Annotated in this window: 28 protein-coding genes; 12 read left to right on the forward strand and 16 right to left on the reverse strand. The window is 68.4% G+C overall.

Annotated elements, in window-relative coordinates:
* Window positions 1–13 precede the first annotated feature (13 nt).
* Together pepN and Q8Q88_RS15840 are read right to left on the reverse strand one after the other, a co-directional pair.
* The gene (pepN, locus tag Q8Q88_RS15835) at window positions 14–2,632 is read right to left on the reverse strand and encodes an aminopeptidase N (protein ID WP_305676150.1); all 2,619 of its coding nucleotides are present in this window, start codon (window positions 2,630–2,632) and stop codon (window positions 14–16) included.
* Window positions 2,633–2,686: 54 nt separating this feature from the next.
* A complete protein-coding gene (locus tag Q8Q88_RS15840; protein ID WP_305676151.1) occupies window positions 2,687–3,265 on the reverse strand; it encodes a hypothetical protein in 579 nt (192 codons plus the stop codon).
* Window positions 3,266–3,411: 146 nt separating this feature from the next.
* Between Q8Q88_RS15840 and Q8Q88_RS15845 the strand changes: the two genes are divergently transcribed.
* The 3 genes from Q8Q88_RS15845 to Q8Q88_RS15855 all read left to right on the forward strand — a co-directional run bounded on the left by Q8Q88_RS15845 (window position 3,412) and on the right by Q8Q88_RS15855 (window position 7,191).
* The gene (locus Q8Q88_RS15845) at window positions 3,412–4,530 is read left to right on the forward strand and encodes an acyl-CoA dehydrogenase family protein (RefSeq protein WP_305676152.1); all 1,119 of its coding nucleotides are present in this window, start codon (window positions 3,412–3,414) and stop codon (window positions 4,528–4,530) included.
* Between the two features lie 13 nt (window positions 4,531–4,543).
* Entirely contained in the window at window positions 4,544–5,773 is a 1,230-nt protein-coding gene (locus Q8Q88_RS15850; RefSeq protein WP_305676153.1) for an acyl-CoA dehydrogenase family protein, read from the forward strand.
* Window positions 5,774–5,844: 71 nt separating this feature from the next.
* Window positions 5,845–7,191 carry a hypothetical protein gene (locus tag Q8Q88_RS15855; protein WP_305676154.1) on the forward strand — a complete coding sequence of 449 codons (1,347 nt, stop codon included), beginning with the start codon at window positions 5,845–5,847 and terminating at the stop codon, window positions 7,189–7,191.
* Here Q8Q88_RS15855 and Q8Q88_RS15860 read toward each other — a convergent pair.
* The 5 genes from Q8Q88_RS15860 to Q8Q88_RS15880 all read right to left on the reverse strand — a co-directional run bounded on the left by Q8Q88_RS15860 (window position 7,188) and on the right by Q8Q88_RS15880 (window position 13,761).
* Entirely contained in the window at window positions 7,188–8,408 is a 1,221-nt protein-coding gene (locus Q8Q88_RS15860; RefSeq protein ID WP_371129871.1) for a glycosyltransferase, read from the reverse strand. The two genes, Q8Q88_RS15855 and Q8Q88_RS15860, sit on opposite strands and share 4 nt — an antisense overlap.
* 87 nt (window positions 8,409–8,495) lie before the next feature.
* On the reverse strand, window positions 8,496–8,921 hold the full coding sequence (locus Q8Q88_RS15865; protein WP_305676155.1) for a CBS domain-containing protein: 426 nt from the start codon (window positions 8,919–8,921) through the stop codon (window positions 8,496–8,498).
* 113 nt (window positions 8,922–9,034) lie between these two features.
* Window positions 9,035–10,822, reverse strand: a complete 1,788-nt coding sequence (locus Q8Q88_RS15870; RefSeq protein ID WP_305676156.1) for a VWA domain-containing protein — start codon at window positions 10,820–10,822, stop codon at window positions 9,035–9,037.
* A gap of 100 nt (window positions 10,823–10,922) precedes the next feature.
* Window positions 10,923–11,858, reverse strand: coding sequence for a hypothetical protein (locus tag Q8Q88_RS15875; protein WP_305676157.1), 936 nt, complete (start codon window positions 11,856–11,858; stop codon window positions 10,923–10,925).
* A 121-nt stretch (window positions 11,859–11,979) separates the two neighbouring features.
* A complete protein-coding gene (locus tag Q8Q88_RS15880) occupies window positions 11,980–13,761 on the reverse strand; it encodes an ABC transporter ATP-binding protein/permease (RefSeq protein WP_305676158.1) in 1,782 nt (593 codons plus the stop codon).
* 234 nt (window positions 13,762–13,995) lie between these two features.
* Between Q8Q88_RS15880 and Q8Q88_RS15885 the strand changes: the two genes are divergently transcribed.
* The 6 genes from Q8Q88_RS15885 (at window position 13,996) to Q8Q88_RS15910 (ending at window position 17,534) form a co-directional block, all read left to right on the forward strand.
* The gene (locus Q8Q88_RS15885) at window positions 13,996–14,190 is read left to right on the forward strand and encodes a hypothetical protein (protein WP_305676159.1); all 195 of its coding nucleotides are present in this window, start codon (window positions 13,996–13,998) and stop codon (window positions 14,188–14,190) included.
* A 76-nt stretch (window positions 14,191–14,266) separates the two neighbouring features.
* A complete protein-coding gene (locus tag Q8Q88_RS15890) occupies window positions 14,267–14,479 on the forward strand; it encodes a hypothetical protein (RefSeq protein WP_305676160.1) in 213 nt (70 codons plus the stop codon).
* An 88-nt stretch (window positions 14,480–14,567) separates the two neighbouring features.
* Window positions 14,568–15,572, forward strand: coding sequence for a RimK family alpha-L-glutamate ligase (locus Q8Q88_RS15895; protein ID WP_305676161.1), 1,005 nt, complete (start codon window positions 14,568–14,570; stop codon window positions 15,570–15,572).
* A complete protein-coding gene (locus Q8Q88_RS15900) occupies window positions 15,569–16,444 on the forward strand; it encodes a hypothetical protein (protein WP_305676162.1) in 876 nt (291 codons plus the stop codon). The genes Q8Q88_RS15895 and Q8Q88_RS15900 overlap by 4 nt, the downstream gene beginning before the upstream one ends.
* Window positions 16,441–16,959: a MauE/DoxX family redox-associated membrane protein gene (locus Q8Q88_RS15905; RefSeq protein ID WP_305676163.1), complete on the forward strand. Its 519-nt coding sequence runs from the start codon at window positions 16,441–16,443 to the stop codon at window positions 16,957–16,959. Before Q8Q88_RS15900 ends, Q8Q88_RS15905 begins: the two co-directional genes overlap by 4 nt.
* Before the next feature lie 110 nt (window positions 16,960–17,069).
* Entirely contained in the window at window positions 17,070–17,534 is a 465-nt protein-coding gene (locus Q8Q88_RS15910) for a peroxiredoxin (RefSeq protein WP_305676164.1), read from the forward strand.
* Here Q8Q88_RS15910 and Q8Q88_RS15915 read toward each other — a convergent pair.
* The 5 genes from Q8Q88_RS15915 to Q8Q88_RS15935 are packed head-to-tail and all read right to left on the reverse strand — an operon-like array spanning window position 17,519 to window position 21,405.
* A complete protein-coding gene (locus Q8Q88_RS15915) occupies window positions 17,519–18,664 on the reverse strand; it encodes a GTP cyclohydrolase II (protein WP_305676165.1) in 1,146 nt (381 codons plus the stop codon). The genes Q8Q88_RS15910 and Q8Q88_RS15915 overlap by 16 nt on opposite strands.
* Window positions 18,665–18,675: 11 nt before the next feature.
* Window positions 18,676–19,266, reverse strand: a complete 591-nt coding sequence (locus Q8Q88_RS15920; RefSeq protein WP_305676166.1) for a CDP-alcohol phosphatidyltransferase family protein — start codon at window positions 19,264–19,266, stop codon at window positions 18,676–18,678.
* Entirely contained in the window at window positions 19,263–19,523 is a 261-nt protein-coding gene (locus Q8Q88_RS15925) for a Rieske 2Fe-2S domain-containing protein (RefSeq protein WP_305676167.1), read from the reverse strand. The genes Q8Q88_RS15920 and Q8Q88_RS15925 overlap by 4 nt, the downstream gene beginning before the upstream one ends.
* Entirely contained in the window at window positions 19,520–20,740 is a 1,221-nt protein-coding gene (locus Q8Q88_RS15930; RefSeq protein ID WP_305676168.1) for an iron-containing redox enzyme family protein, read from the reverse strand. The genes Q8Q88_RS15925 and Q8Q88_RS15930 overlap by 4 nt, the downstream gene beginning before the upstream one ends.
* Window positions 20,737–21,405 carry a dihydrofolate reductase family protein gene (locus tag Q8Q88_RS15935; protein ID WP_305676169.1) on the reverse strand — a complete coding sequence of 223 codons (669 nt, stop codon included), beginning with the start codon at window positions 21,403–21,405 and terminating at the stop codon, window positions 20,737–20,739. The genes Q8Q88_RS15930 and Q8Q88_RS15935 overlap by 4 nt, the downstream gene beginning before the upstream one ends.
* A 162-nt stretch (window positions 21,406–21,567) precedes the next feature.
* Here Q8Q88_RS15935 and Q8Q88_RS15940 point away from each other — a divergent pair, with 162 nt between their 5' ends.
* Complete coding sequence (locus Q8Q88_RS15940) at window positions 21,568–21,987, forward strand: glyoxalase/bleomycin resistance/extradiol dioxygenase family protein (protein WP_305676170.1); 420 nt, start codon at window positions 21,568–21,570, stop codon at window positions 21,985–21,987.
* A gap of 220 nt (window positions 21,988–22,207) precedes the next feature.
* Here the strand turns inward: Q8Q88_RS15940 and Q8Q88_RS15945 are convergent, their stop codons facing one another.
* Window positions 22,208–23,071, reverse strand: coding sequence for a dienelactone hydrolase family protein (locus Q8Q88_RS15945; RefSeq protein WP_305676171.1), 864 nt, complete (start codon window positions 23,069–23,071; stop codon window positions 22,208–22,210).
* A 178-nt stretch (window positions 23,072–23,249) separates the two neighbouring features.
* Here Q8Q88_RS15945 and Q8Q88_RS15950 point away from each other — a divergent pair, with 178 nt between their 5' ends.
* Both Q8Q88_RS15950 and Q8Q88_RS15955 read left to right on the forward strand, forming a co-directional pair.
* Window positions 23,250–23,522 (forward strand): hypothetical protein, encoded by a 273-nt coding sequence (locus tag Q8Q88_RS15950; RefSeq protein WP_305676172.1) that lies wholly within the window; start codon window positions 23,250–23,252, stop codon window positions 23,520–23,522.
* A gap of 65 nt (window positions 23,523–23,587) precedes the next feature.
* The gene (locus Q8Q88_RS15955; RefSeq protein WP_305676173.1) at window positions 23,588–24,202 is read left to right on the forward strand and encodes a carbonic anhydrase; all 615 of its coding nucleotides are present in this window, start codon (window positions 23,588–23,590) and stop codon (window positions 24,200–24,202) included.
* A gap of 10 nt (window positions 24,203–24,212) precedes the next feature.
* Here Q8Q88_RS15955 and Q8Q88_RS15960 read toward each other — a convergent pair whose 3' ends face one another.
* The 3 genes from Q8Q88_RS15960 to Q8Q88_RS15970 form a co-directional block, all read right to left on the reverse strand.
* Complete coding sequence (locus tag Q8Q88_RS15960; protein ID WP_305676174.1) at window positions 24,213–25,805, reverse strand: amidase; 1,593 nt, start codon at window positions 25,803–25,805, stop codon at window positions 24,213–24,215.
* Window positions 25,806–25,908: 103 nt separating this feature from the next.
* Window positions 25,909–26,091 (reverse strand): CsbD family protein, encoded by a 183-nt coding sequence (locus Q8Q88_RS15965; protein ID WP_305676175.1) that lies wholly within the window; start codon window positions 26,089–26,091, stop codon window positions 25,909–25,911.
* A gap of 65 nt (window positions 26,092–26,156) precedes the next feature.
* Window positions 26,157–26,744, reverse strand: coding sequence for a TetR/AcrR family transcriptional regulator (locus Q8Q88_RS15970; RefSeq protein WP_305676176.1), 588 nt, complete (start codon window positions 26,742–26,744; stop codon window positions 26,157–26,159).
* Window positions 26,745–26,802 lie beyond the last annotated feature (58 nt).

The raw sequence follows: 26,802 nt of genomic DNA on the forward strand, positions 1-26,802 counted from the left end.
CTAGATGACTTGCCTAATCAGCGAGGGCCTTGCTGACAAGTTCGTAGACGTTCTTGGAAAGCCCTTCCGTCCCCGCAATCCTGGCGAGTTCCCGTTTCATCAGGGCGCCCAACTCTGGCTTGTACCGGCGCCATCCGCCCAGGGGATCGACCAGGCGCGCCGCGGTCATGGGGTTGAACCCGTCGACGGCCAGGATCTGGTCGGCCAGGAAGCGGTAACCGGCGCCGCTGGGATCGTGGAAGCGGGCCGGATTGAAATTGGCGAAGGTCGAGACCAGGGCCCGCAGCCGGTTGGGATTCTTCTCGTCGAAAGCCGGATGAGCGGTGAGGCCCAGCACCCGGCCCAATGCGCCTTCGTCGGGATCGCGGGCCTGCAAGGCGAACCATTTGTCGACCACCAGGGGTTCGGATTTCCAGCTTTCGAAGAAGTCGGCCAGGGCTGCCTCATAGGCTTCGCCGCCGATCAGCATCAAGGCCGAGAGTCCGCCGATGGCGTCGGTCATATTGGCCGCGGCGCGGTAGTGGCCGTCCGCCAGCTCGGCCACCTCGGAGCGCGGATTGGCGGCCAGCAGGTCCAGGGCGGCGTTGCGCAGCGCGCGGCGGCCGGCGCTGGCGGCGTCGGGGGAGAACTCCCCAAGTTCTTGCAGGCCGATATGCAACCGCTTCAGGTCCTCGGCTAGATGCACCGAGAGGCGCTGGCGCAGGGCCTCGCGGGCCTCGTGGATAGCCGCGGGGTCGGAGGGCTGCAGCGCCAGGGCCAAATCCGACTCGCTGGGCAGGGCCAGCATCAGGGCCTTGAAGGCCGGATCGGCGGCCTGGTCGTCCAGGGACCGACCGAGCGCGTGGGCGAAGCGTTCCTCGCCGACCTCGTCGGCCGCCCCGGTGGCGCGGGCCACGATCAAGGCGCGGGCCAGGTCCTGGCCGGCCTCCCAGCGGTTGAACAGGTCGGGGTCGGCGGCGAGCTGGACGTAGCGGTCCTTGGGATCGGCGTCGGTGGTGAGCGTCACGGGAGCAGAGAATCCGCGCAGGGCCGAGACCACGGGCGCGGAATCGATCCCGGTCAGGGTCACCTTGGTCCGAGCGCCCTCCAGCACGACCACGGTTTCGTCGACCGCTTCGCCGTCGCGCTCGAAGGCCAGGGTCCGGCCCTCGGCGTCCAGCAGGCCCACTGTGACGGGCGTGGGTAGGGGGTGCTTGTCCGGCTGGCCCGGGGTCGGGGCGGTTTCCTGGGAGAGTTCCAACTCCAGGGTGCGGGCGTCGGCGTCATAGTGGTGCTTGAGGTCAAGCTTCGGCGTGCCGGCCTGTTCATACCAGGCGAAGAAGGCCGAGAGGTCGCGGCCCGACACCTCGGCGAAACAGCGGATGAATTCCTCCACCGTGGTGGCGTGGCCGTCCCAGCGGTCGAAGTAGAGGTCCATGCCCTTTCGGAACGCCTCGGCGCCGATCAGGGTCTTGAGCATGCGGATGACCTCAGCGCCCTTCTCGTAGATCGTGGCGGTGTAGAAGTTGTCGATCTTCAGATAGGTCGACGGCCGCACCGGATGGGCCAGCGGCCCCTGGTCCTCCGGGAACTGGCGCGCGCGCAAGGCCCTCACGTCCTTGATCCGCTGAACCGCCGCTCCGCGCATGTCGGCCGAGAAGCTCTGGTCGCGGAACACCGTCAGGCCCTCCTTCAGGCAGAGCTGGAACCAGTCGCGGCACGTGATCCGGTCGCCGGTCCAGTTGTGGAAATATTCGTGGGCCACGACGCTCTCAATGCGCTCGTAGTCCATGTCGGTGGCGGTGGCGGGCTCGGCCAGCAGCAGCGAGGAGTTGAAGATGTTCAGCCCCTTGTTCTCCATCGCCCCGAAATTGAAGTCGCGGACAGCGACGATCATGAACAGGTCGAGGTCGTACTCCCGACCGAACGCCTCCTCGTCCCATGTCATCGAGCGCTTCAAGGCGCCCATGGCGTAGGCCGCGCGGGGCGCCATGCCGGGATCAACGAAGATGCGCAGGTCCACCGTGCGCCCGCTCATGGTGACGAGCTTGTCCTCCAGCACGTCCAATTCCCCGGCCACCAGGGCGAACAGGTAGCAGGGCTTTGGGAATGGATCGTTCCAGACGGCGAAATGACGGCCGTTCGGCAGGGCGCCGGACTCCATCAGGTTGCCGTTGGAGAGGAGGTGGCGGAACGCCTTGTCGGCCTCGATGCGCACCGTGAAGCGGGACAGCACGTCGGGGCGGTCCGGATACCAGGTGATCTTGCGGAAGCCCTCGGCCTCGCACTGGGTGCAGAACCGGCCGCCGGACATGTAGAGGCCGTCCAGCGCCTTGTTGGCCTCGGGATCAATCTCGACCTCGGTCTCCAGGACGAAGGCGTCCGGCACGTTCGGCACGGTCAGGAACTCGGCGTCAATCGTCCGCTCGCCGTCGCCCAGGGCCTTGCCGTCGATCGCCACGGAGACCGGCTTCAGGCGCTCGCCGTTCAGGACCAGCGGGTCGGTGTGCTCGCCGTTGCGGCGGATGCTCAGCCTGGCCTTCACGCGGGTGGCGTTGGGCGCCAGATCGAAGTCCAGGCGAACCTCGTCGATCAGGAAGGCGGGCGGACGATACTCGGAGAGCCGGATCGGCTGAGGGGTCTCTGTGCGCATCAGAAGGATTTAGGCGATCTGCACGCCGAGGGCGAGCGGGACCGCGTCAAATCCTCAAGCGGCGTCGACCTCGGCCTGATCGCCGCCGCTGTCCGCACCCGCCGGAATCTCGAGCAGGTAACGTTCCAGCTTCAGGATGTCGTCGGCCACCTGCGTCAGCTCGTTCGGGGCGTCGCCGTTGCTCTCGTCGACGATCTTCACCACTTGCCGCGCCAGGCTCAGCAGCCGGGGCGCGTTGGCGATCAGCCGCGCCTGGAATTCGATCTTGTGCGGATCGCGGTCGTACTCCGCGCCCGGCACCCGCCAGCCGCCCCAGTCGTTGGGATCGGTGACCACCACCGGATAGGTTCCGGGGAAGGGGTGGTTGCGGGTCTCCTGGTCGGTCTGCCATTTGTTGTTGGCGCGCAGCAGCCGCCAGCGCGCGCCGTCCTCAGTGAGCGCCTCGCGATCGCTCTCCTGCTCCGGCTTCAGCTCGTGGGCGGAGAACTCGCGGCCCAGGCCGACATCGTAGGTGACCTTGACCGGCTCGTCGAAACCCTTGGCCCAGATGGGGACGATCTTCTCGATCACCGCCCAGGCGCCGACGCTCTCGACCCAGACCTTCTGGTTTCGCTGGTATATCGCCTTGGCCATGCGCCGCGTCCCTGACAGCCCGTTTCAGGGGGCGATAAGACCCTGAAATCCTTGACGCGAGGTCAATCTTTCAAAGGTGGGCAGGGCGCGTATGTTGCCCGAAAGCTATTTCAACGACCGCCCGTGAAGGGCGGGGATGGGCGGAAATGAATTTCGATTTCTCCGACGACCAGAAGTTCCTGCAGGGCGAGGCGCGCAAGTTTCTGGCCGCCAATTGCGGAACCGACCGGGTGCGCCAAACCCTCGACGACGACGGGCGGACCTATGACGAGGCCCTATGGAAATCGGTGGCCGAGCAAGGCTGGCTGGGCGCCGCCATCCCCGAGGAACATGGCGGCCTGGGCCTGGGACACCTGGAACTCTGCGTGATCGCCGAGGAGCTGGGCCGTGCGGTCGCGCCAATCCCCTTCGCGTCCACGGTCTATTTCCTGGCCGAGGCGATCATGCTGGCCGGCAATGACGAGCAGAAGGCCTACCTGCTGCCGAAGATCGCCGCCGGCGAGGTCATCGGCGCCATCGCCACCAGCGAAGGCCCGGGCGTGGTCACGGCTGGAAACCTCCAGGCCACCGTCGTCGACGGCAAGCTGAGCGGCGTGAAGATCCCGGTCACCGACGGCGGCGTCGCCACGGTCGCGCTGGTGCTGGCCAAGGAGAACGGCAAGCCTGGCCTGTTCCTGGTCGACCTCACCGACAGCTCGGTGACCCGCGAGAGCCTGAAGACCCTCGACCCCACACGCGACGCCGCCAAGCTGACCTTCAAGGACGCGCCCGTCCGCCGGATCGGAAACGCCGGCGAGGGCATGGAGTTGATCGAGCAGGTCTTCGACCGCGCCGCGGTGCTGCTGTCGTTCGAGCAGCTGGGCGGCGCCGATCGCTGCCTGGAGATGGCCAAGGAATATGCCCTGGAGCGCTACGCCTTTGGTCGGGTGATCGCCTCCTACCAAGCCATCAAGCACAAGCTCGCCGACATGTACGTCAAGAACGAGCTCGCCCGCTCCAACGCCTATTACGGGGCCTGGGCGCTCAACACCAACGCGCCGGAACTGCCGGTTGCCGCCAGCGCCGCCCGGATCGCGGCCTCGGAGGCCTTCTGGTTCGGTTCGAAGGAGAACATCCAGACCCACGGCGGCATCGGCTTCACCTGGGAGATGGACTGCCACCTCTACTACCGCCGCTCGCGCCAGCTCAGCCTCGTGGCCGGCGCGCCGCGGGTCTGGAAGGAACGCCTCGTCAGCCACCTCGAACGTCGCAACGCGGCGGCCTAAGGGACATCGGATCATGGACTTCAACGACACCCCCGAAGAAGCCGCCTACCGCGTCCAGGTCCGCACCTGGCTGGAGGCCAACGCCCCCAAGCAGCATATCAGCGCCGACCCCGAGGGCGGAGGGGACTCGATGGCCGCCTCCAAGGCCTGGCAGGCCAAGAAGGCCGCCGCCGGCTACGCCTGCATCACCTGGCCCAAGGAATGGGGCGGCCAGGGCGGCAATCCGCTGCAGAACGTGATCTTCGGCCAGGAAGAGGCCAAATACCCGATCCCGCCCAACCCGTTCCAGATCGGCCTGGGCATGTGCGTGCCCACCGTGATGAACTTCGCCGACCAGGGGACGAAGGACCGCTTCGCCGGGCCCGCCATCCGCGGCGAGGAGATCTGGTGCCAGCTGTTCTCCGAACCCTCCGGCGGCTCTGACGTGGCCGCGGCGCGGACCAAGGCGGTGAAGGCCGACGACGGTTCCGGCGACTGGCTCATCTCGGGCCAAAAGGTGTGGACGACGGGCGCCCAGTTCTCCGACTACGGCATCGTCATCGTCAGGACCGATCCGGACGCCCCCAAGCACAAGGGCCTGACCATGTTCTGGATCGACATGAAAGATCCGGGCATCGAGGTGAAGCCGATCCACCAGATGTCGGGCGGCTCCGGGTTCAACGAGGTGTTCTTCACCGACGTGCGGGTCAAGGACAGCCAGCGGCTGGGCGGCGTCGGCGAGGGCTGGAAGGTCAGCCTGGTCACCCTGATGAACGAGCGGCTGGCGGTCGGCGGAGCCACCGGGGCCGGCTGGTCGCAGTTCCTGGAGACGGCGCGCGACACGCCCGGTCTCGACGGCCAATCGGCGCTGAAGGACAGCGCGCTGCGCGAGAAACTGGCCGACTGGTACGTCCAGGCCGAGGGGCTGAAGCACACCCGCAACCGGACCATGACCGCCCTGTCGCGCGGTCAGACGCCGGGGCCGGAGAGCTCGATCGGCAAGATCATCTCCGCGGTGCAGATGCAGGAGCTGGGTAATTCCGCGGTGGAGATGCTGGACCAGTACGGGATCATCAATGACTCGGACCTGGCCCCGCTGCATGGCGGCTTCCAGTCCTCGGTGATGTTCGCGCCGGGCTTGCGGATCGCCGGCGGCACGGACGAAATCCTGCGCAACATCATCGCCGAACGTGTTCTGGGCCTGCCCGGCGATATCCGGGTGGACAAGGATATACCGTTCAAGGACATGCCGACCGGGCGTTAGGTTAAAGCAACCTGACATTGTACTGCGGAACAACGCCTGTCATGGTGGTGTCCTGCCGGATGGGGGCTGGGATGCGGAACGCAGTGATCTGGGCGACCATTTTCGGCGCGGCGATCTTGTTGGCCGGGTGCACGGCGATGTCCGGCGGCGCGCGCCTGGAGCCGGCGCCACACCAGGTCCAGGCGTTCGGTGGCGTCTTGCGCGGGGTCAACGAGACCCAGGATGAGCCCGCGCGCCGCCGATTCATCTTCAATATCCATGGGATGGGACCGACCTCCGCGGACTACAACAAACCGCTTTGGGAGCATCTGGTCCGTGCGGGTTATGCCCGGGATAACCAAGGCGCCTGGACGCCGGCGCCGCTAGGCGAAGGCGCCTACAGGCTGCGCGGAGAGGGATTCAAATGCTCGCCCACGCCGGACGCGCGCCACGACCCGCCCTGCGCCTACCGCACCTTTGGAAAGTACCGGGTGGACGTCTTCTCGAGGTCGAAGGGTTCCGTCCGTGAGGAAGTCTACGTCTACACCTATTTCTGGGAGGCGGACCTCTGGGCGCTGCAGGCGCCGTATCTGACGGGAGACCTACAGGAGCCCATCCTACCGCGTCAGGGGATCGGGAACGGGCTGCTGAAGCGGTATGTGATGGATCACGGCTTCAGCGATGCTGTCGCCTATCTGGGGCCAGGCGGTAACCTGGTGCGTGAAGGCGTGCGCGGCGCTGTCTGCGTGATGATGAAGCACGCCATGAAGGCCCGCGGCGCGTCCGAACCGCCGCCGCCCGATCCCCTGGGTGGCTCGCATTGCCTGGAGGTGCTGGGCGATGGTTTCGAAGTCCCGATCGACGTCGAGTTCAGCTTCATCTCGCATAGCCTGGGCAGCCGTATGTTGCTTGACGCCTTGGCCCCCTACACGACGCCGACCGCCGGGGCAGTCGGCGCCCGCTCCGTGAAGTCCGACATTTCGCTGCAGAAGCTCGCCGATCGCACGCGCACCTTCTTCATGGCCGCCAACCAGGTCCCGCTGCTTGGCATTGGCCGGGTGGAGCTCATTTCGACCACGTCGCCCCCGCCGCCCGGGGCTTCGGAGGGACGCAGCTTCCTCGACTTCAAGCTTGGTAAGGCGCCGCGGGAAAAGGCGGCGGTCTCACCAATCCTTGAGCTGGACGTGGTCGCCTTCTGGGACCCTGGAGATCTGCTCGGCTTCAAGGTCGACGGCGGCATGGCCCAGCGAGAGTTTGAGGGTCCCGGCGTCACCTATACGACCGTCGCCCATCGCAACACGCCGCAGTGGGCCTTCCTCTTCAGCTGGCCTTCGGCAGCGCATGACAGGGAAATGGAGACGGCCTCGGCCTATCGCCTGATCCTATGCGGCGGGGACGTCGGCGCCTCGGGCCGCCTCAAGCCGAGACCCTGCTTCTAGGCCCTCAGCGCCACCGGGGCGTCGGATGATCGGCCGACGACCAGCTCGCCATAGATCCGGGTCAGGCCTTCGAAGGTGTTGTCCCAGCTATGGCGCTGCTCGGCGCGGCGGCGGGCGGCAGCCTTCACCGGGCCCAGGTCGCGTTCGAACAGGGCCTCGATCGCCTCGGCCATGCCGGCCGGATCGACGCTGTGCGCCTGCTGGCCGACGGTCTCGTCGATCAGCTCGGCGACCCCGCCGCGCGAGGGGCCCACCACCGGCAGGCCGGCGGCCAGGGCCTCCAGCACCACCAGGCCGAAGGGCTCGTTCTCGTTGGCGTGGACCAGGGCGTCGCAACTGGCGATGACCCCGGCCAGGGCGGCCGGATCGCGCTCATAGTCCAGGGGGATCACCCGCGGCGAATAGTGGGTGTCCTTGCCGGCGCCGATCAGCAGCAGGTGATAGGGCTCGCCCAGCCGCTCCACGGCGCAGATCAGGCTCTCGATGTTCTTTTCGCGCGCCGGACGGCCGGCGAAGACCAGCAGCCGGGCGTCGGGCTTCAGGCCCAGGCGCTTCAGCAGCTTGGCACGATCGGCGCGGGCGGGATGGAACAGCTCGGTGTCGACGCCCAGGAGCTGGACACTGACCTTCTCGACCCCGGCCTCGGCCAGGCGCGCGGCGATGTGGCGGCTGGGGGCCACCACCCGGTCGAAGCGCTGATAGGTCGCCGCCCAGCGCTTCATGGCCGGGGCCTCGGCCCAGTCGCCGAAATGGATGGCGGCCAGCGCCGCGGCGTCGGTGTGGCAGAAGCCGACCACGGGAACGCTGAGCGCCTCGCCAGCCTCCAGGGCCGCGTGTCCGGGCACGAAGATGTCGCCGGCCTCGATGATGTCCGGCTCCAGCATCCGGATCACCGTCTCCCACTTGGCCGTGGAGGCCGGCATCCGGTAGCCGTCGCCGAACGGCAGGCGGGCGGCGGCCACGGTCACGATGCCGTGGGCCTCAAGCCCCGTCGTGGCGCCGGGCACCACCAGGGTGTGGCCGATGTCCGGCCGCCGCTTGGCGAGCCAGGCCCGTTTCTGGTGGAGATAGCGCTTCACCCCGCCCGAGCGGGGAGCGTACATCATGGTCGTGTCGATCAGGTGGAACCCGACGCGGCCAGGGGCGCCGAAATAGGGCGCGTCGGCCGGGTTCAAGCGGATCAGGTTCTCGGTGTGGGAATCGGTGACGTCAAACACCCGCGCCCTCTTTCTGCACTGTCTTCTTCAATGCAACGAACGGCGGGGGCGAATGGTTCGACCGCGCCGTCCCTGGTAGCTAAAATATCAGATCGGACGAGTCTGTTCGCTGATTTCTTCGAGGGTGTGACCCGCCGTCGAATCCTTCACCCGGCCGGCGATGTCGCCAAGCGCCAGAATGCCCACCAGGCGGTTGGTCTCGCGGTTCAGGACGGGCAGTCGGCGGATCTGGGCGCTGGCCATGCGGCCCGCGGCTTCCCTCGCGTCGTCGTCGTCGAACACGCACTCGACCTCGGCGGTCATGATGTCGGAGACCGGGCTCTCGAAGCTGCGGCCCTCGGCCACGGCGCGGATGGCGATATCGCGGTCCGTGACCATCCCATGTACTCGCTCGCCATCGCAGATGGGCATGGAGCCGGCGTCGATCTCCCGCATTCGCTTGGCCACGGACTGGATGGAATCCTGCGGCCGCGCGATCTGGACGTCGCGGGACATGATGTCGCTGACTTTCATCGGAGATGCTCCTGGGGTTCGACTCACAACTGGAGAGCGCGGCGATAGGTTGCCAAGCTTCTGATCACCCCTTCGTCATCCCGGACTCGCGTCCGGGATCGTCGGGCGAAGCGCTACTCGTTCAGGGACCGGGCGCCGTCGGCGTTGCGGACCAGCTGGACGAACTCGGCGCGCAGGCCGAAGGGGTCCTCGCCGCGCGCGCCCTGGGCCAGGGCGGCCACCTGGGGCCAGCCGAAGCGGTCGTCGATCCGCGGATCGCCCCGCAGCTTCTGGCCGAAGCCGGCCACAGCCAGGGCCCAGCGGGCCGGCTCGGGCGCGGCGGCCACATCGGCGTAGACGTCGGCGGCGCCGATGGGCCGTTCGATCAGGTGCGAGACCCGCTCGCCCGGCAGCTTGTAGCGCACCTTGAGGAAGGCGAGCTCCCCGACGGGCGTGGCGGCTGGCGCGGGCCGGCGGCCATAGCGCAGGGGGTCGCTGGAGGGCGCCGCGCCGGTCGGGGTGATCTCGTAGAGGGCGGTGACCGAGGCGCCGGCCCCGACCTCGCCGGCGTCCACTCGGTCGTTGTTGAAGTCCTCGCGGGCCAGCATCCGGGTCTCGTAGCCGATCAGCCGGTACTCGCTGACACGGGCCGGGTTGAACTCCACCTGGATCTTCACGTCGTCGGCGATGGGGAAGAGCGAGGCGGTGAAGTCGTCGCGGAACAGCCTGCGGGCCTCGTTGAGGGTGTCGACATAGGCCGCCGTCCCGTTGCCGTTCTGGGCCAGGGTCTGCATCATCGCATCGTTGTAGTTGCCGCGACCGTACCCGTAGACCGAGAGATAGACCCCGGTCTTGCGTTGCTCGGCGACGAAGTCCTTCAGCTTGGCGGGGTCGGCCACGCCGACATTGAAGTCCCCGTCGGTGACCAGGATAACCCGGTTGACCGCCTTGGGATCGATGTTCTGGCGGGCCAGATCGTAGGCCAGAGCCAGGCCCGCCCCGCCGGCGGTCGAGCCGCCGGAATGCAGCGCCTCCAAGGCGCAGCGCATCTTCAGCTTCTGGCGGCCGTCGGTGGGGGCCAGCACCGCGCCGGCCGAGCCGGCATAGGCCACCATGGCCACCCGGTCCTGGGGCCGCAGCTGGTCGATCAGCAGTCCGAGGCTCTTGCGGGCCAGGGGCAGCCGGTCCTCGGAGCTCATGGAGCCGGAGGTGTCGATCAGGAAGACCAGGTTGAGCGGCGGCTGGGTGGCGCGGGGCGCTTCATACCCCTGCAGCCCGATGTGCACGATCTGGCGCTGCGACGACCACGGCGAGGGGGTCACCGCCACGAAGGGCCGGAAGGGCGTGGTTCGCTCGCGCGGCGCCGCGTAGCCGTAGTCGAAATAGTTCACCAGCTCCTCGACCCTCACCGCGTCGGCGGGCGGCCGGCGCCCGTCATTCAGGAACCGGCGGACATTGGCGTAGGCGGCGGTGTCGACATCGACCGAGAAGGTGGAGACCGGCTCGTCCGCCACCCGCCGGATCGGGTTGGCCTGGGCGTTGGGATAGCGCTCGGTCTCCGCCCGCTGATGCATGATCGCCGGCGGCGGCGCATACATCGACGGCGTGGCGGGACGTATGCGCTGACCGGTTACGGCCGGCTCCTCAATTCGCTTGTGGACCCCAGCCGCAGCGTCGGCGGCCCGCCGGTGGGGCTGGATTTGTGGCGGCGGCGGCGGTATGCCGATCCGTGCGGAGCGTTGATAATCGTCGTGCTCCGAGACCGTGGTGAAGCCCAGGGCCTCGCAGGTCGCCGGGGTTGGTGAGCCGTCGCGATAGGCGCTCTGGGCGATGCCGGGCGCCGGCGGCGCCCCGGCGGCGGTCAGGGCCGCCAACGCGATGAAGGATACGCTACGGACCGTCTTCGAACCGGACATGGTCATCCAAGCTCCTGCCTTCGCCCCTCAAGGCGCAGCTTGGCGCGGGGCGTAAGGCGGAATGTGGACGCGGCGGCGGCGGGAGGGAGGCGAACTCGAGCCTATCTCAGGACTTGATGTTCGGGCGTCCGAATTGGGGGCGAACCACCTGGCCCTCATCCGCCCGGAGCGGGACCACCGGGGGCAGACTGCGCGCCACGGAGCGATGGAAGGGAAGGTGCAGCAGCAGCTCCCCGCCCAGCGCCAGCTGCGACGGGCCAAAGTCGCGCAGGAGGTGAGCCAGGACATCCTCCGGGATGCTGCCCTCGGGCGCGAGGGGATCCTGCATCAGCAGTTGCTGATAACGCCGCTCGTCGGCCGCGGCGTCGCCCGACAGCTCGCCGATCCGGTCGAGCAGGAGCGTGGCTGCGGTGATGCCAGGCAGGGAGCCCGCGCCCATGCCGAGGCTCAGCCCATCCAGGCGCTGGACCCGGCCCGCCGGAGGCGTGCTGAAGATCGCGAACACCAGCCCGCCGCTGACGGCGTCGGTGGCGATGCAGAATAGTTTGCCCCGAATGGGGAAGAGCCAGCCCGCATAGACGGTCTCGCGGATGCCCATCCGGAACTCGAGCAGGCCGTTGTCGCCAAGCCGCAGCATACCCTGGTCGTGCAGGAAGCGCCCCGGCGCGGCCTCAGCCGGGCGGGTGGTCCGGAAGAAGCATTCGAGGTCGGCCGCGCAGGTCTCGGTGGCGCTTCGGATCTGACCCATCATCGGCAGGATGATGCTGTCGCCCGCGCCGTCCGGAACCGGCGGCTGGGCGCCGAACAGGTCGGCGAAGTCGGGCAGGGTCCGCTCCCAGTCCAACATCGTGAAGCCGGGCCGCTTGCTGGCGATGTAGCGCGTCAGATGGGCCATGTTGTGAGTCGCGGGCGCGGCCGAGCCGCTGACCCAGCGGCCGATCACCGACTTGTCGACCGCCAGATCGGCGGCGAGCTGAGAGCGGCTCATGGAGAACACCTTCAGCACCAACTCCAGTTTTGCGCCGAAGGGTGTTTTCGTCATGGATGCAGCCTAGCTCAGGATACCGTCACCTTGCTACCAGCATGGGGACGAATTCTGGTGAATGCGTAAATTCGCGGCAGGATATACTTAACCTTCCCGCGGTTCGCGCCTTGATCTGGAGTCACCCGCCGCCGACGGCAAGGGCGGCGTCCCGCTCCGCGGCCCGTCGCTGGCGCAGCCACATGGATGCGTAGAGGCCGTCCTTGGCCAGCAGCTCCGCGTGGCGGCCGTGCTCGACGATACGGCCCTCGTCGAGGACCAGGATCTCGTCGGCCTCGACGATGGTCGACAGCCGGTGGGCTATGACCAGGGTGGAGCGCCGGGCCGAGACCTCGCGCAGGCTGGCCTGGATCTCCTGCTCGGTATGGCTGTCGAGCGCGCTGGTGGCCTCGTCGAAGATCAGCACCGAGGGTTGTTTGAGGATCACCCGCGCGATGGCGACGCGCTGTTTCTCGCCGCCGGAGAGCTTCAGCCCGCGCTCGCCGACCAGGGTCTGGTAGCCGTCTGGCAGGCGCAGGATGAAGTCGTGGATGCGGGCTAGGCGAGCGGCCTGCTCGATCTCCTCGCGGCTCGCCCCGGCCCGGCCATAGGCGATATTGTAGCCGATGGTGTCGTTGAACAGCACTGTGTCTTGCGGCACCACCCCGATCGCCTGGCGCAGGCTGTGCTGGGTCACGTCGCGCAGGTCCTGGCCGTCGATGGTGATGGCGCCGGCGTCGACGTCGTAGAAGCGAAACAGCAGGCGGGCCAGGGTGGACTTGCCGCCCCCACTGGGGCCGACCACGGCCACGGTCTTGCCGGCTGGCGCCTCGAAGCTGAGGTCGGTGAGGATCGGCCGGCGCGGATCGTAGGCGAAGGACACCCGGTCGAAGACGATACGCCCCCGGGGCGCGGCCAGGGCCGGGGCGCCCGGGCGGTCGGCGACCTCCGCCGGCTCGGCCAGCAGCCGGGTCATGGCCTCGACATCGGTCAGGGCCTGTTTCACGCTGCCATAGACCGTGCCCAGCATACCGAGCGGGACGTAGAGCTGCAGCAGGTAGGCGTTGACCAGGATGAAGTCGCCCAGGGTCATGGTTCCCGCGGCGACCCCGCGGCCGGCCATGATCATTACCGTGATCGACCCACCCGCGATGATCGCCACCTGGCCGATGCTGAGCGCGGCCTGCATCGACATGCTGCGGATCGCGGCCTTTTCGTAGGTCCGCTTGGCTTCATCGTAGCGCGCGGTCTCGTGGGCCTCGGCGCCGAAATACTTCACCGTCTCGTAGTTGAGCAGGCTGTCGGTCGCCTTGACGCTGGCGGCGACGTCGCGGGCGTTCATCTCGCGCCGGAAGGTGACCTGCCACTGGGTGACGCCGAAGGTGAAGGCCAGGTAGCAGAGGATGGTGACGAGCGCCGCCAGGGCGAAGCCAGCGCTGTAGAACCGCCACAGGATGGCCGAGACCAGGGTGAGCTCCAGCAGGGTCGGCAGGACATTGAACAGCGCCAGTTCCAGCAGGTATTCGACCCCGATCACGCCGCGCTCGATCACCCGCGACAGGCCGCCGGTTTGGCGGTCCAGGTGGAAGCGCAGCGACAGGGCGTGCAGGTGCTTGAAGACCTCGAGCGCGGTCAGCCGGATGGCGCGCTGGGCGACCCTGGCGAAGACGAGCTGGCGCAGCGCGCCCGCCACCTGGGCGCCGACCTGGGCCACGCCATAGGCGAGGATGAGGGCCAGCGGCACGACCGCCAGGGCGGGACTCGACAGGGCGTCGATGGCCTGCTTGTAGATCAGCGGCGCGCCGATTGCGATCAGCTTGGCGGCGGCGACCAGGGCCACCGCGGCCAACACGCGCGCCTTCAGCCACGGCTCGCCGCGCGGCCAGAGCAGCGACAGCAGCCGACGGACCATCGGGTGGGACATCGGCCTCACGGGCGGGGCGCGCCAGGCGCTGGAGACGAACTATCGCCGATCACGCGGAACCATCGCGCCGGCGAGGATTGGCCGTCAACGCGTCTTGGTTGATCACGTGAGAGTTGATTAGATCGCCGTTGATATCGCCACCTGGTTGCGTAACCCTCGGTTGCGGCGTTCCTGAAAACGCCACGACATGGCGCCGCCGTGCCAAGATCAACCTGTCACAGAGGATCTCTCGATATGGAAAGCGAAAAGACCGTCTTCGCCTTCAAATTGACCGAGAAGAAACGCGAGGACGCGAGCGCGAGCGACAGCAAATGGAAGGCCCGCGACGGCCTGTCCGTGGCCGGCTGCACCGATCCCACGGGCGACGGCGACTACCGGGAATGGTTCAACTACGCCGGCGGCGGACACGACGCCGGGGACTGGTGCTAGGAGCGCCGCCCAAGACATGAACGGCCGCCGCGGCGCCTGAGCCAAGGCCCGGACGGCCTTACCAAGGATGCTTGCTATGCAAAGTGACAAGAGGATCTTCGCCTTCAGGCTGGCGGAGAAGAAGCGGAACGACGCCCGCCCCAAGGACGGCAAGTGGAGAGCGCGCGACGGCCTCTCCATCGCCGGCTGTACGGACGAGACGGGCGACGGCGACTACCGCGAGGCCTGGACCTGGCCCACGAGCCCGCCCGGCTACTATGTCGGTCCGGACCGCGGATACTGGTGCTAGGCCGTCAATCTCGACATGGGGCCGTCGGATCGTCCGGCGGCCCTTTTGTTCGCAAGCCCCGCATCCCGCGCCCCCGAACCCGAGCGTCATGGCCAAGCGAGTCCTGATCGTCACCAACCGCGCCGATCTCCACGCCGATCTGGTGGCGGAGAAGGTCGCGGCGGGCGGCGGACATCCGTTCCGGCTCAATCTCGACGAGTTCCCTGAGCATTTCGCGACGACCCTGGAATTCGCGCGCGGCAAGTGGGAGGGCGGGCTCGCCCACATCCCGACAGGCGATATCCTGCCCATATCCGCCATCGGCGCGGTCTGGATGCGCAAGAAGGCGGACTTCAGCTTTCTCTCGGCCGGCTTGACACCGCAGGAGAAGGCCTACGCCGAGGCCGAGATGGAGGAGATCCTGTTCGGCCTGCTCTACGGCCTCGATTGCTTCTGGATGAGCCATCCTATCGCCGTCCGGGGATCGATCTGGAAAGGCGAGCAACTCCTTCGCGCGGCGCGCATGGGGTTCTCCGTCCCGTCGTCCATCGTCACCAATCGAAGGGGCGACGTGGAGGCTTTCAGACGCTCGGTCGGCGACGACATCGTCTTCAAGTCGCTGTCGTCCCCCACCCTGGCTGCGGAACAGGTGGAGCCGGAACATCGCATCGGGATTAGCTTGCCCACGACCCGCATCACGGAGGACCACGAGGAAATGCTCGACGCCGTCGCGGAGCTGCCGTGCTTTTTCCAGCAGTACATCGCCAAGCGCTACGAGCTGCGGGTGACGGTGATCGGCGACCAGGTGTTCGCCGCCAAGATCCATTCCCAGGACGATCCGCGGACCGCCACCGACTATCGCGATTTCTCGGCCGAGATTCTCTACGAGGCCGAGGATCTGCCCCCGGAGATCGCGCGCCGCTGCCTCGACTTCGTGCGTAGCTACGGCCTGACCTATGGCGCCCTCGATCTCATCGTCACGCCGGACGGGGAGTATGTGTTCCTCGAGAACAATCCCGTCGGCCAGTTCCTGTTCGTCGAGCAGCTCGTGCCGGAGCTGGACATGACCGGCGCCCTGGCGGCCCGCCTAGTCCGGGGCGCGGCCGGCCTGTGACGATCGGCGGCGGCATCGAGGAGATCGAACGGCGGCGGGGCAGCACCGTGCTGGTGATCGCAGCAACCAATCTCGAGATCGAGCTTTTGCCGCCGCTGTACGACACGCTGCGCGAGATAGGGCGGAGCGAGCGTCTGGACGTGGTCTTCTCCTGCCGCGGCGGCGTGGTGCATGCCGCGCGGCGCATCGCCCTGCTGCTCCACGACTTCACTGATCACCTGAGCTTCATCGTACCGCATCATTGCGAGTCGTCCGGGACGATCACCGTCCTGGCGGCCCATGAGATCATCGCCGGGCCAGTGGCCGTGTTCTCGCCGATCGACCCGCTGTTGCAGACCTCTCCCACCGCGTCCGACGAAGGTGGTCCGCTGGGTATTTCCGCCCAGGACGTGCGGCTGTTCAGCCAGATGAGCAAGGACTGGTTCGGCCTGGAGGAGGACGAGGCCAGGCAGAAGGCCCTGTCGGTGCTGTGCGACAACATCTTCCCGACCACCCTGACCTCCTTCTACCGCTCGATCCTCGAGATCCAGCTCATCGGGGCGGAGCTGCTGTCGCTGCACATGCCGCCAGGATCGGAGGCGCAAGCGTCGAAGATCGTCGACCAGCTGCTGTTCGGCCACCACTCGCACGGCTTCGCCCTGACCCGAGGCGACTTGGTCGCCCTGGGCCTGCCGTTGCGCGGCGATCCGGCGATCGAGGACCTGGCCTGGGAGATCGCGCGCGAGCTGCGAGGATCGGTCGGCGGCGGGGCGCGGCAGGCCGCGGAGGACGATTGGTTCGACGCGCTCATCGCCACGCGGACCGGATCGAGGCGCCGGCGTCGAAGCCCCGGGACGCCGGGGTCCAGATGGGAGGCCGGCGAAATCGAATGACGCCGACAGCGACCTACATCTCCGAGGCGTGCCGACTCTACATCATGCTGGTGCTGACGGCGTCGGTCGCGGGCAAGGCGACGGCGCTGGAAGGCTTCCGGGAGACGATCGGCGAGCTGTTCCCCATCCCACGGGCCTGGACGCCAGCCGCCGCCCTCGGAGTCATCGGTGTCGAGGCGTTGATCGCTCTGCTGCTACTAGCCGGGAGCGAGTGGGCGCGGCTCGGCATGGTCGCCGCGCTCGCGCTGTTCGGGGTCTTCACCGCCGTCATCATTGTGGCCCTGGTCCAGCGAAGGGCGGTGAACTGCAACTGCTTCGGCGGTCGCAGCCACGTGATCTCGGCCCATGACCTAGTCCGCAACGCCACCCTGATCGCGGCGAGCGGAGCCTATTTCCTGGGCGGCCCGGTGGCCGGCGGGTTGGGCTGGGCCGACTACCTTCTTTTGTTCGGCGTCGCGGTGATCGTGGTCCTCATCTCCACGAATCTCGACGACATCGTCCTGTTGTTGCGCTGAGCGTCGAGGGAGAGGTGGACGGTTCCCTGACACTCGTCGTCCTGGTGGTCCTGACGTTTTCGACGGCCCTCAATCTCTTTCTAATTTTGCGCCTCGCGGCCAAGGTCAGGATGGCGGCCGAGCTTTCCGCGCCGCCCTCCAGCCTTCCCCTCGGACGGGTAGCCCCGGCCTTTGAAGGGTCCCGCCGGGCCGACGGCGCCCGCATCACGTCGAAGGACCTCGTGGGCCAGGCGGTCGTGCTGGTCTTCCTGTCCGCCGGCTGTCCGAAATGTCGGGAGAAGGCGGCCGAGCTGCTCGAGATATTGCCGGCGATCCGCAGTTCCGGTGTGGCGCTGTGGATCATCGGCGCGGATGCGGCGCACGACATCTCGCAGGTCCTCGGGAAATCGCCCCTGCTGGACCACGCAGTGGTCCTCGACGCGGCCACCCGCCAGAGGCTCAATCCGCGGGGCGCCGCCCCATTCTACATCTTCATCGACGACCAGGCGGTCGTCCAGGCGAGCAGCTTCGTCGGGGACGAGAACTGGCGAAGCTTCATGGGCCAGATGCGAGAGATCGTTCAGGCCCCCGAATAGTAGCCCGAGGCGCGCTTGGCGGTGATCTCGACACCGGCGCGGGCCGGCACTCGGTCGTCGGGCAGGGCCACCTGGCGGACGATCTCGATGCCGGCCTGGGTCAAGGCGTCAGCCTTCAGGTTGCTCATGGAAACCCAGCGGTCGATGCGCGTCAGGCCCAGCCAATGGAGCACGTCGACCGACAGCGCCTGGAACCGCATGTCGCAGACCCCGGCCACCTCGATGGTGCGGTCGAAATAGGCCGCGGCGCGGTCGCCGCCGGCGGCGCGGGCGCGGGCGTTGTAGACCAGCAGCTTCACGACCTCGCCCAGGGCCCGGCCTTCCTTGCGATTGTAGACCACCACTCCCAGCCCGCCGGCCTGGGCCATGCGGACGGCTTCCTCCACCCCAAGCGCCAGATAGGGCCGGCAGGTGCACAGGTCCGAACCGAAGACGTCGGAGCCGCCGCACTCGTCATGGACGCGGCAGCAGATCTGGCGATCGCTGGCGCGCAGCAGGGCGGGGTCACCGAACAGGTAGACGCTGGTCCCGCCGATGGGCGGCAGGAAGACCTCCCGCTCCGGGTCGGTCACGAGCGCCGGATACATGCCGTCCGTGCAGCGGAACAGGGCCTGGCGCAGGGCGTTCTCGGCGAGGCCGAAGCGGGCGGCGACGCCCGGCAGCCACCAGACGGGCTCGATGGCGATCTTGGTCACGGCCATGTCGCCGGCCCGGGTCAGGACCCGCCCATCCGGGCGCAGGCGGCCCAGGTCGACGGCGTCGTCGATCTCCGCCATCCGCAGGCTTCCCGCCGTCGCCGCGATGCTGGGGCGGATGTCGAGACCGGCCTCGAGCTCCGAGGCGAAGACGTCGGCGACCCGATGGCCCCAGGGGTCCAGGGTGACGATCTTGCCGGGATCGGACCATTGGTCGAACGGACCGATCTCGATGCTGGGCGCCGTGCCCTCCAGGTTCGGCCGATGGCGGGGTGACAGGGCGCCGGTGGCCACGGCCAGCGCCTGGTAGACGCTGAAGGTCGCGGCGTGCACGCCGATGGCGTTGCGTGCGCCGCCGGCGTCGAGACCGGCCACCACCGGGCCGCGCAGCCGCGGGTCGCGCGCACCCCAGGAAATCACGGGCGGACGGGTCATCGCCTATTCCTTCATCTGGAAGGCAGCGGGGAAAGGCCGTGGGTGGCGTCGAGGTCCTGGCCGCCGCGCAGGATGTAGAGGATCTGCTCCAGGCGGCTGAACGCCACCAGGATCGCGGCGGCGGGGAGCCAGGCTTCGGATCCGCTCAAGGCCATCAGCGGCCAGAGGCAGAACAGCAGCACAGCGCCCGCCTTTGCCGACCAGAAATGGAACATCAGGAATCGGCGCCGCAGCAGCCAGGAGGCGGCGAGATAGAGGAGCGGCCCACCGAACAGCACCGCCAGGGCCAGCGGATGGCGCTCGGCGATCCCCGGATAGGCCAGCAGCAGGAAGCCCAGGATAGCCAGGGAGAAGACGTTGTCGACGGCGGCGTCGAGCTGGGCGCCGAAGGCCGAGGCCCGGCCGCTGCGCCGCGCCAGCCAGCCATCGACCAGGTCGGTCGCCGCCGCCAGGCCGTAGAGGAGGAGGGCGGCCAGGCCTTGGCCCGCCGCCAGCATGGCGAAGATCGGCAGGACCAGCAGCCCGCGCGACAGGGTCACCAGATTAGCCAGCTTTAGGGCCCCGCCCTCGGCCAGCATCCGGCGCCAGAGGGGGGCGGTCACGGGGCGACTCCCGGCTGTTCGTCCAAGCGGATGGTCGAGGGCTGGGCGAGGAGCTGGGCGATCTTGAACACGCCGTGATGTAGCGGGCAGACGATCTCGTCGTCGCCGTTGACGAGGCCGAACTTCAGCGGCCCGCCGCGATGTGGGCAGCGGTTGAGCACCAGGTAGAGGCGGTCGGCGTATCCCAACAGGAAGTACTCCTGCCCGTCGCGATAGATGGGCGGCAGGTCGGCGCCGATCCAGCTCGCGGCCGTCATGTCTCCGCTCCCGCGATCCGCCCGAGCGCACCGGCGGGAAAGGCCGCGAAGGCCGCGACGCCCAGGACCAGGCCAAGGCCGCCCACCTGAATCCGTGCGGCGGGGTTCTCGAGGCCAGAGGTGGGCGTGATCGCCTGGCCAAGCGGGGCGAGATCGGGCGGCGCGTAGATCGCCAGGCCCGCGGCGACCGCGGCTTCAAACGCCTGGCTCACCGCCAGCATGTGGGCCCCGGCCCGGGCGAAGGCTGCGCGGGTCAACTCGGCCCCGGCGACGATCTCGCCGCCCACCTCCTCGCCATAGGTCGCGACCAGGGGCAGGGCCACCTCGTCGATCACCATGCGGGTGTGGTGCAGGTCGATATGGGCGTGTTCGGCGAAGTAGCGAGCGTCCACATCGGGGTGGAATTCCCGCAGGTAGCGGGCGTGGTCGCGGGTGGAGCGCTGGTAGGTGGTCTCGGCGAACAGCAGGAACCCGACCTGCAGGAAGAAATTCCGTGGATTCTGGAACAGGTGATGGATGGTGTTGTGCAGCTCCAGGGCGGCGGTGTCGAAGAACGGCCAATAGGCGTTGTAGGTGTCCGACAGGCCGAAATCCCGCATGACGGCCCGGTAGAGTACGCTGTGCTTGCGGCCATGGGCGCCATAGCCGAACTCGTCGATCAGGATGCGGAACAGGGCCGACTGCGGGGCGCCGAACTCGCCCACCACGCCCAGGGCCGACGCCGAGGCTTCGGCCAGCAGGTCGGCCGAGGACTGGATCAGGAAGTTCCGGTAGTGGGGCTCACGCTGCGGATTGGTCCGCAGCCAGGCGGTGAAGGCGTCCTCCGGCCGCGCGCGCAGTTCGGGCAGCAGGGCCGCGGCATAGGCGGCGAGCTCGCGTCCGGCCGCCGCCTGCCTGGCCGCCTCGACCATCGGCGCGATCAGTTCGGCCTCCAGCCCGGCGCGCAGGACCTCCAGCCGGGCCATCTCGACGGGATCGTAGTGACGGCGCAGCCGCCGCAGGATCGAGCCGCCGCCAGCGTCGTCGGGCAGCAGCATGTAGCGCGCCTGGTAGGCCCGCATCAGGGCCTGGTGCTTGGCGTGGCGCAATCGAGCGGGATCGGCGTCCCATCCCGGTTCGCCCGCATCGATGCGCAGGTCCCAGGCCGGGGGCGGATCGGCGCCCGCGCGGACCGCGAGGTGTCCGCCGATCTCCTCGATTTGCGGCGCGCCGATCATGCCGCGGCCTGCAGCGGACGATAGATGGAGACCCCGACTCCGCTCTTCACGAACCAGTCGGTGAGCCGCCAGCGCGAGAGCGCCAGCGGCGAGGCGCCGGCTTCGGCGCGCAGGAAGGTGGGGGCGTCGGCGGCGCCCGAGATCACCGGGATGTGCTTGATGACGATCTGGGAGACCATCTGCGCCTCGAACAGGCTGTGCAGCAGGCGAGAGCCGCCCTCGGCCATCAGGGTGCGGACGCCGCGGGCGTGGAGCAGAGCCATCAGGGCGGCAAGGTCGACCCGGTCCTCGCCGCAGCGGACCACCTCGACGTTCGGCTTGGCGCGGAGCGCCTCGACGGCCTCGTCCGTGGCCTGGTTCGACACCGGCACCAGGGTGGGCCGCCCGTCGTTCAACAGCCGGCAGTCCAGCGGCAGGCGGCCCATCGAAGCCGGGACCACGCGCAGCGGGTTGCGGCCCTCCGCATAGCGGACCGTGAGCTCGGGATCGTCGCTGCGGACCGTGCCGGCGCCGACCATGATGGCGTCATGCCGGGCTCGCTGAGCGTGGAACCAGGCCCGCAGATCGTCTCCATAGAAGGCGAAGAGATCCTTGCTGGACGCGCCCGGGCCCAGGGACAGTTTTCCATCGATGGTCAGTTCGGACAGGGTGGTGATTTCGAGCATCGGCTTCTCGCGGCGATCACGGTTTCGGCCTGTCGTTATTGCAACGCTTGGCCGGGGCGTTTGTTGCGGTACGGACGGTTCGAAAATAATCTTCGCGCGCCTGTCGGCTGGGCGTGGGCGCGTTCGTCCTGAGATACGGACAAGCCCCGAAAGGAGATCCCCATGTCGGACGTCATCGACCCCAAGGCCCCCGCCGCCGTCGAGGTGAAAGGCGGAGTCGTACCCTATCTGAGCCTTGATGGCGCTGTTAAGGCGGCCGCGTTCTACGAGAAGGCCTTCGGCGCGACCATCGCCGCCCAGTATCCGCCCGACGAGAACGGTCGGACCATGCACGTCCACCTCTATATCAACGGCGGTTCGCTGATGCTGAGCGACGGCTATCCGGAGCATGGCGCCCCGGCCCTGCCGCCCCAGGGCTACACCCTCATGCTGCCGGTGACCGACATCGAGACCTGGTTCAAGCGTGCGGTCGATGCCGGCGCCGAGGCGAAAATGAAACCCGAGAAGATGTTCTGGGGCGACGTCTATGGCGAGGTCCGTGACCCGTTCGGCGTCACCTGGGCGATGAACCAACAGGCCTGAGGCGAAGGCTGGCGCGCCGCTTCCTTCTCCCTTCGCGGGAGCGGCCCTAGCCGGCTAACGGCGGCGTAGGCCGCGAACGTCCGGATAGGCTGAATCACGAACCTCACGAACGACACGAACGCGCAGCTTCAACGGCCGTCGAGTTAGGCCCCGTTCGTGAGGTTCGTGGTTCCAATCCGGCTTCGCCGACCTAGCGGAGAGAAGGGAGCCGGAGCGAGCCCTAGCTCAGCGCGCGCTTGTAGAGGGCCAGGAGTTCGGCCCAGGCCTTTTCGGCGGCGGGCTCGTTATAGACCTGGCCGCCCTTGACGGTCCAACCGTGGGCGGCGCCTTCATAGACCTCGACCTTGTTCGGCCGCTTGGCGGCGTCGAGGGCGGCCTTGATCCTGTCCTTGGCGGTCGGGTCCTGCTTGTCGTCGTTGTCGGCCACTGCCACCAGGTACTGGGCATGGCTCCTGGCCAGGGTGAGATGCGGGCTGGTGGGCTCTGCGGTATGGAGGGCGCTGCCGTGGAAGCTCGCCACCGCGCCGACGCGGGCGGGCACGGCGCCGGCCGTGCGGAACGCCAGGGCGCCGCCCATGCAATAGCCCTGGGTTCCAACCTTCTTCTTCTTGTTGGTCTGGGGCTGGGCGTCGAGGAAGGCGAGATAGGCCGTGGCGTCGCGGTTCGTGCCCTCGGGAGTCACGCTGGCGCGCATGGGAGTCAGCTTGGCGCGGTCCTCGGGATTGGCGAAGTTGAAACCGCCCTCGACGACCGGCGCGCGCTTGACGCGGTAATAGAGGTTGGGAACCAGCACGACATAACCCTCGGCGGCGAGTCGCCGGCCCATTTCGCGGAACACCGGGCGCAGGCTGACCACGTCGGGCCAGATCAGCACGGCCGGCCAGGATCCCTTGCCCTCCGGATAGTAGAGCGCGGCGTCGGCGAGACCGTCGGCGGTCTTGATCTCAACGTCCTTCCCAACGACCGGGACGGCGGCGCGGGCGGAACCGGCGATCCCGGCGACCGCCACGGTCATCAGGCCGAACGCGCGGCGGGAAACGGACGGATCGTCGATCAGGCCCTGGTGGATGTCGTCGTCGCACATGGGGGGTTCTCCTCACCTCGCGATGGAACCTCGGTCCGGATTGTTGCGCGGATGTGTCGGCGAGGGGAAGGCCGAACCTGAACGCCGGCTAACCGGCGCCTCAGGACGCGTTCAGCGGAGGGGGACCAGCTTGGCGGAATGGCCGTGAGACCCACGGCGCCGACAAGGAACAGCAGCGATGTCAGCATCCCTCCATGTGGTGGCGCCGGGTCCGGCCGCCGCGCCCAGCCTCTGCCAGCGGGTCCATCAGCTCCAGGCCGAGGCCAGGCGCCTGGCCCGCGAGCACATCGACATGCTGGAAGCCAACCTGCGCCAGATGCAGCACATCGCCGACGAGATCGCCCAGGGCGGCGAAGCCTATCCTCCGGGCGTGCGGGAAATCGCGCGCCGGCTGAGCGAGGACAGCACGGCCAAGGCCCAGACCCTCGAGGCGATCATGGCGCGGCATTGAGCCGGCGCGCACCAACTTGACGCGGCGGCTTGTGGCCCCGGTCGGTCGGGGCTATGGGCGGCGCCATGCTGGAACATCTGAAGGCGAACAACCGGGCCTGGGCTGAGCGGATGCTCTCGGCCGACGCCGGGTTCTTCAAACGGCTGGCCGATCAGCAGGCGCCTGAATACCTATGGATCGGCTGTTCCGACAGCCGCGTGCCGGCCAACGAGATTGTCGACCTCGACCCCGGCGAGCTGTTCGTGCACCGCAACGTCGCCAACCTCGCCCCGCCGCAGGACGCCAACTACCTGTCGGTGCTGCAATTCGCCGTCGACGTGCTGCGGGTGAAGCACATCATGGTGGTGGGCCACTATGGCTGCGGCGGCGTGGCTGCGGCGGTCGACGGCCAGAGGCGCGGCCTGGTGGACCACTGGCTGCACCCGATCCGCGAGGTGCATCACCAGCATCGCCACGAACTTGACGCGATCCCGGAAGAGCAGGCGCGCCTGGATCGGCTCTGCGAACTCAACGTGATCCGCCAGGTGCGGAACGTGGCCTCGGACGTCTTCGTGCAGGACGCCTGGGCCCGCGGCCAGGACATCTGCGTCCACGGCTGGGTCTATTCGCTGGCCAACGGCCTGGTCACCGATCTGGACGTGACCATCGGTGGGCCGGACGACCTCGCCTCGCTGGACTGAGGTCCCCGGCTCAGGGCTTCACGTCATAGGCGCCGGCGATCTCGGGGCGCAGGTCGACGGACGTTGCGAAGGTCGGCGTCCGGCGGGCATGGGTCGCCTGCTCGAAGGCGTAGCCCAGCGACAGCAGCCGCGCGTCGGCCCAGGCGGTTCCGATGAAGGACAGCCCGATTGGCAGGCCCGAGACCTCGCCCATGGGCACGGTTAGGTGCGGATAGCCCGCCACGGCCGGCGGGCTGGAGAACGAGCCCAGCCACCGGCTGCCGTTGACCGGATCGACCCGGGGCGCGGGGCCGCCGGAGACCGCCACCAGCACCTCGACATTGGCGTCCTTCAGCCACTTGTCGATCCCCTCTGGGCCCGCCAGCCGCCGGGCGTCGTCGCGGGCCTTGAGATAGCTCGGGTCGTCCAGCCCCGGCGCGGCCTGGGCGGTCTTGAAGGTCTCCTGACCGAACAGAGGCATCTCGCGATCGGCATGGGCCTCGTTGAAGGCGATGAGGTCGGCCAGGGTGCGGGTCTTCACCTTGGCGGGCGAGGTGCTGGCCAGATAGGCGTTCACGCCGGCCTTGAACTCGGACCGCAATACCAGCTCTTCGGCCGCGGCGATGGCTGTGGTGCTGGGGGCGGGGACCTCGACCAGCACGGCGCCGCCGGCCTTCAGCGCGGCCAGGGCCTTGTCGTAGGCCGCGTCGATCCCCGGATGACGGCCGGCCATGTTGCGCAGGACCCCGATCCGCGCGCCCGTCAGCGCCCCGGCGTCGAGGGCCTTCAGATAGTCAGTCCGGCGGGCGTCGGCCTCTCGGGTCGCCGGGTCGGCAGGGTCGGTTCCGGCCAGGGCCGTCAGCATGGCCGCGGCGTCGGCGACATTGCGGGTCATGGGCCCGGCGGTGTCCTGGCTGGCCGAGATCGGGACGATGTAGGTGCGCGAGACCAGGCCGACCGTGGGCTTCAGGCCCACTACGCCGTTCATGGTGGCCGGGCAGGTGATCGAACCATCGGTTTCGGTTCCGACCGCGCCGGCCGCCAGCCCAGCCGCCACCGCCGCGCCGGAGCCGGATGACGAGCCGCACGCCCCTCGGTCCAGGGCGTGGGGATTGCGCACCAGGCCGCCCACCGCGCTCCAGCCGCTGATCGAACGGGAAGAGCGGTAGTTGGCCCATTCCGACAGGTTGGTCTTGCCCAGGATCACCGCCCCGGCGTCGGTCAGCCGCTTGACCAGAGGCGCGTCGCGCTCGGGCACGTTGTCCTTCAGGGCCAGGGAGCCGGCGGTGGTGGCCGTGCCGTCCCAGGACTCGATATTGTCCTTCAGCAGGATCGGCACGCCGTGCAGGGGACCGCGGACCTTTCCAGCCTTGCGTTCGGCGTCGAGCTTGCGGGCGTCGGCCAGGGCGTGGCCGTTCAGGGCGATGACGGCGTTGAGCCTCGGGCCCTTGCGGTTCATCGCTTCGATGCGCTCGAGATAGGTCCGGGTCAGGCTCTCCGAACTGGCGGCGCCCGAGGCCATGGCCTGCTGCTGCTCGGCGAAGGAGGCGAGGGCGAGGTCCTCCGTCGCCATCGCGCCTGTCGCCAGGGTCATCGCCATCGCCGCGCCCGCCAAGATCTTCATGCCATGCCCCGCCACCACGTGGCGATGAAGCGGCGCCCGGCCGGACATGACAAGGGCCGCGCCCGGCCGGGCGCGGCCCTCGGTGTCGAGCTTGTCTCCGCGCTTAGTGCTTCAGCGCGTCGCGGGCGGCGTCCTTCAGGTCGCCGACGCCCTTCTGGAGCTTGCCGGCCATCTTGTCGGCGATTCCTTCGGCTTCCAGGCGTCTATTGCCGGTGGCCCTGCCGGCCGCCTGCTTGATCGAGCCCTTGGCGACCTTGGCGGCGCCCTTGACCGTATCCTTGTGCATGGCGTGATCCTTCTACGCGAGGCGGGGGCCTCGCTCTGGACTACGCGCGGGCGCCGGTTCGGTTCCTAGCCGGCAGCTGCCCGGTCCAGCAGCGCGGCGAAGGCGGCGCGGGCCGCCTTGCGGGCGGTGGAATCCCCCATCAGCCGCTTTCCATCGGCGTGGCCGAGGACGTAGCTCTTCATCTGGAAGATCACGACGGCGGCCTCCTCGTCGGAGAGTTGGGGATCGCGCAGCGCCTTCACCTCGCGGGCCAGCGCCTTGCGCCACTGCTTGGTCCGGCGAATCAGGAGGTCGCGCAGCGGACCAGGCTGGTCGTCCAGCTCGACGCTGGCGGCGACGATCAGGCAGCCGCCGGCGGCGTTCTCCACCTCGCTCCAGTCGAGCCAACGGTCGAAGATCTTCTCGAGGCGCGGGCGGCCGGGAGGCAGGGCCTGGGTGGGCGTCCAGACGAATTCGACGAAGCGGTCGAAGCCCTGATCGAGGGTCGCCAGCTCCATCACCTCCTTCGACTCGAAGTGCTTGAAGAGGCCGCTCTTGGAGAGGCCCACGGCCTCGGCCACGTCATTGAGACTGACCGCCCCAAAGCCCTTCACTGCGGCCTGTCGCGCGGTCTCATCGAGAATCCGCGCCTTGGTGGCGTCGCCCTTGCGCAAAGCCAAGCCTCCCCGCTTGACAGAAAGTGACCGATCGTGCTCTTTGAGCGGTAGTGAC

This window comes from Phenylobacterium sp. (assembly GCF_030697925.1).
In the GTDB taxonomy this organism is placed as follows: Bacteria; Pseudomonadota; Alphaproteobacteria; order Caulobacterales; family Caulobacteraceae; genus Phenylobacterium.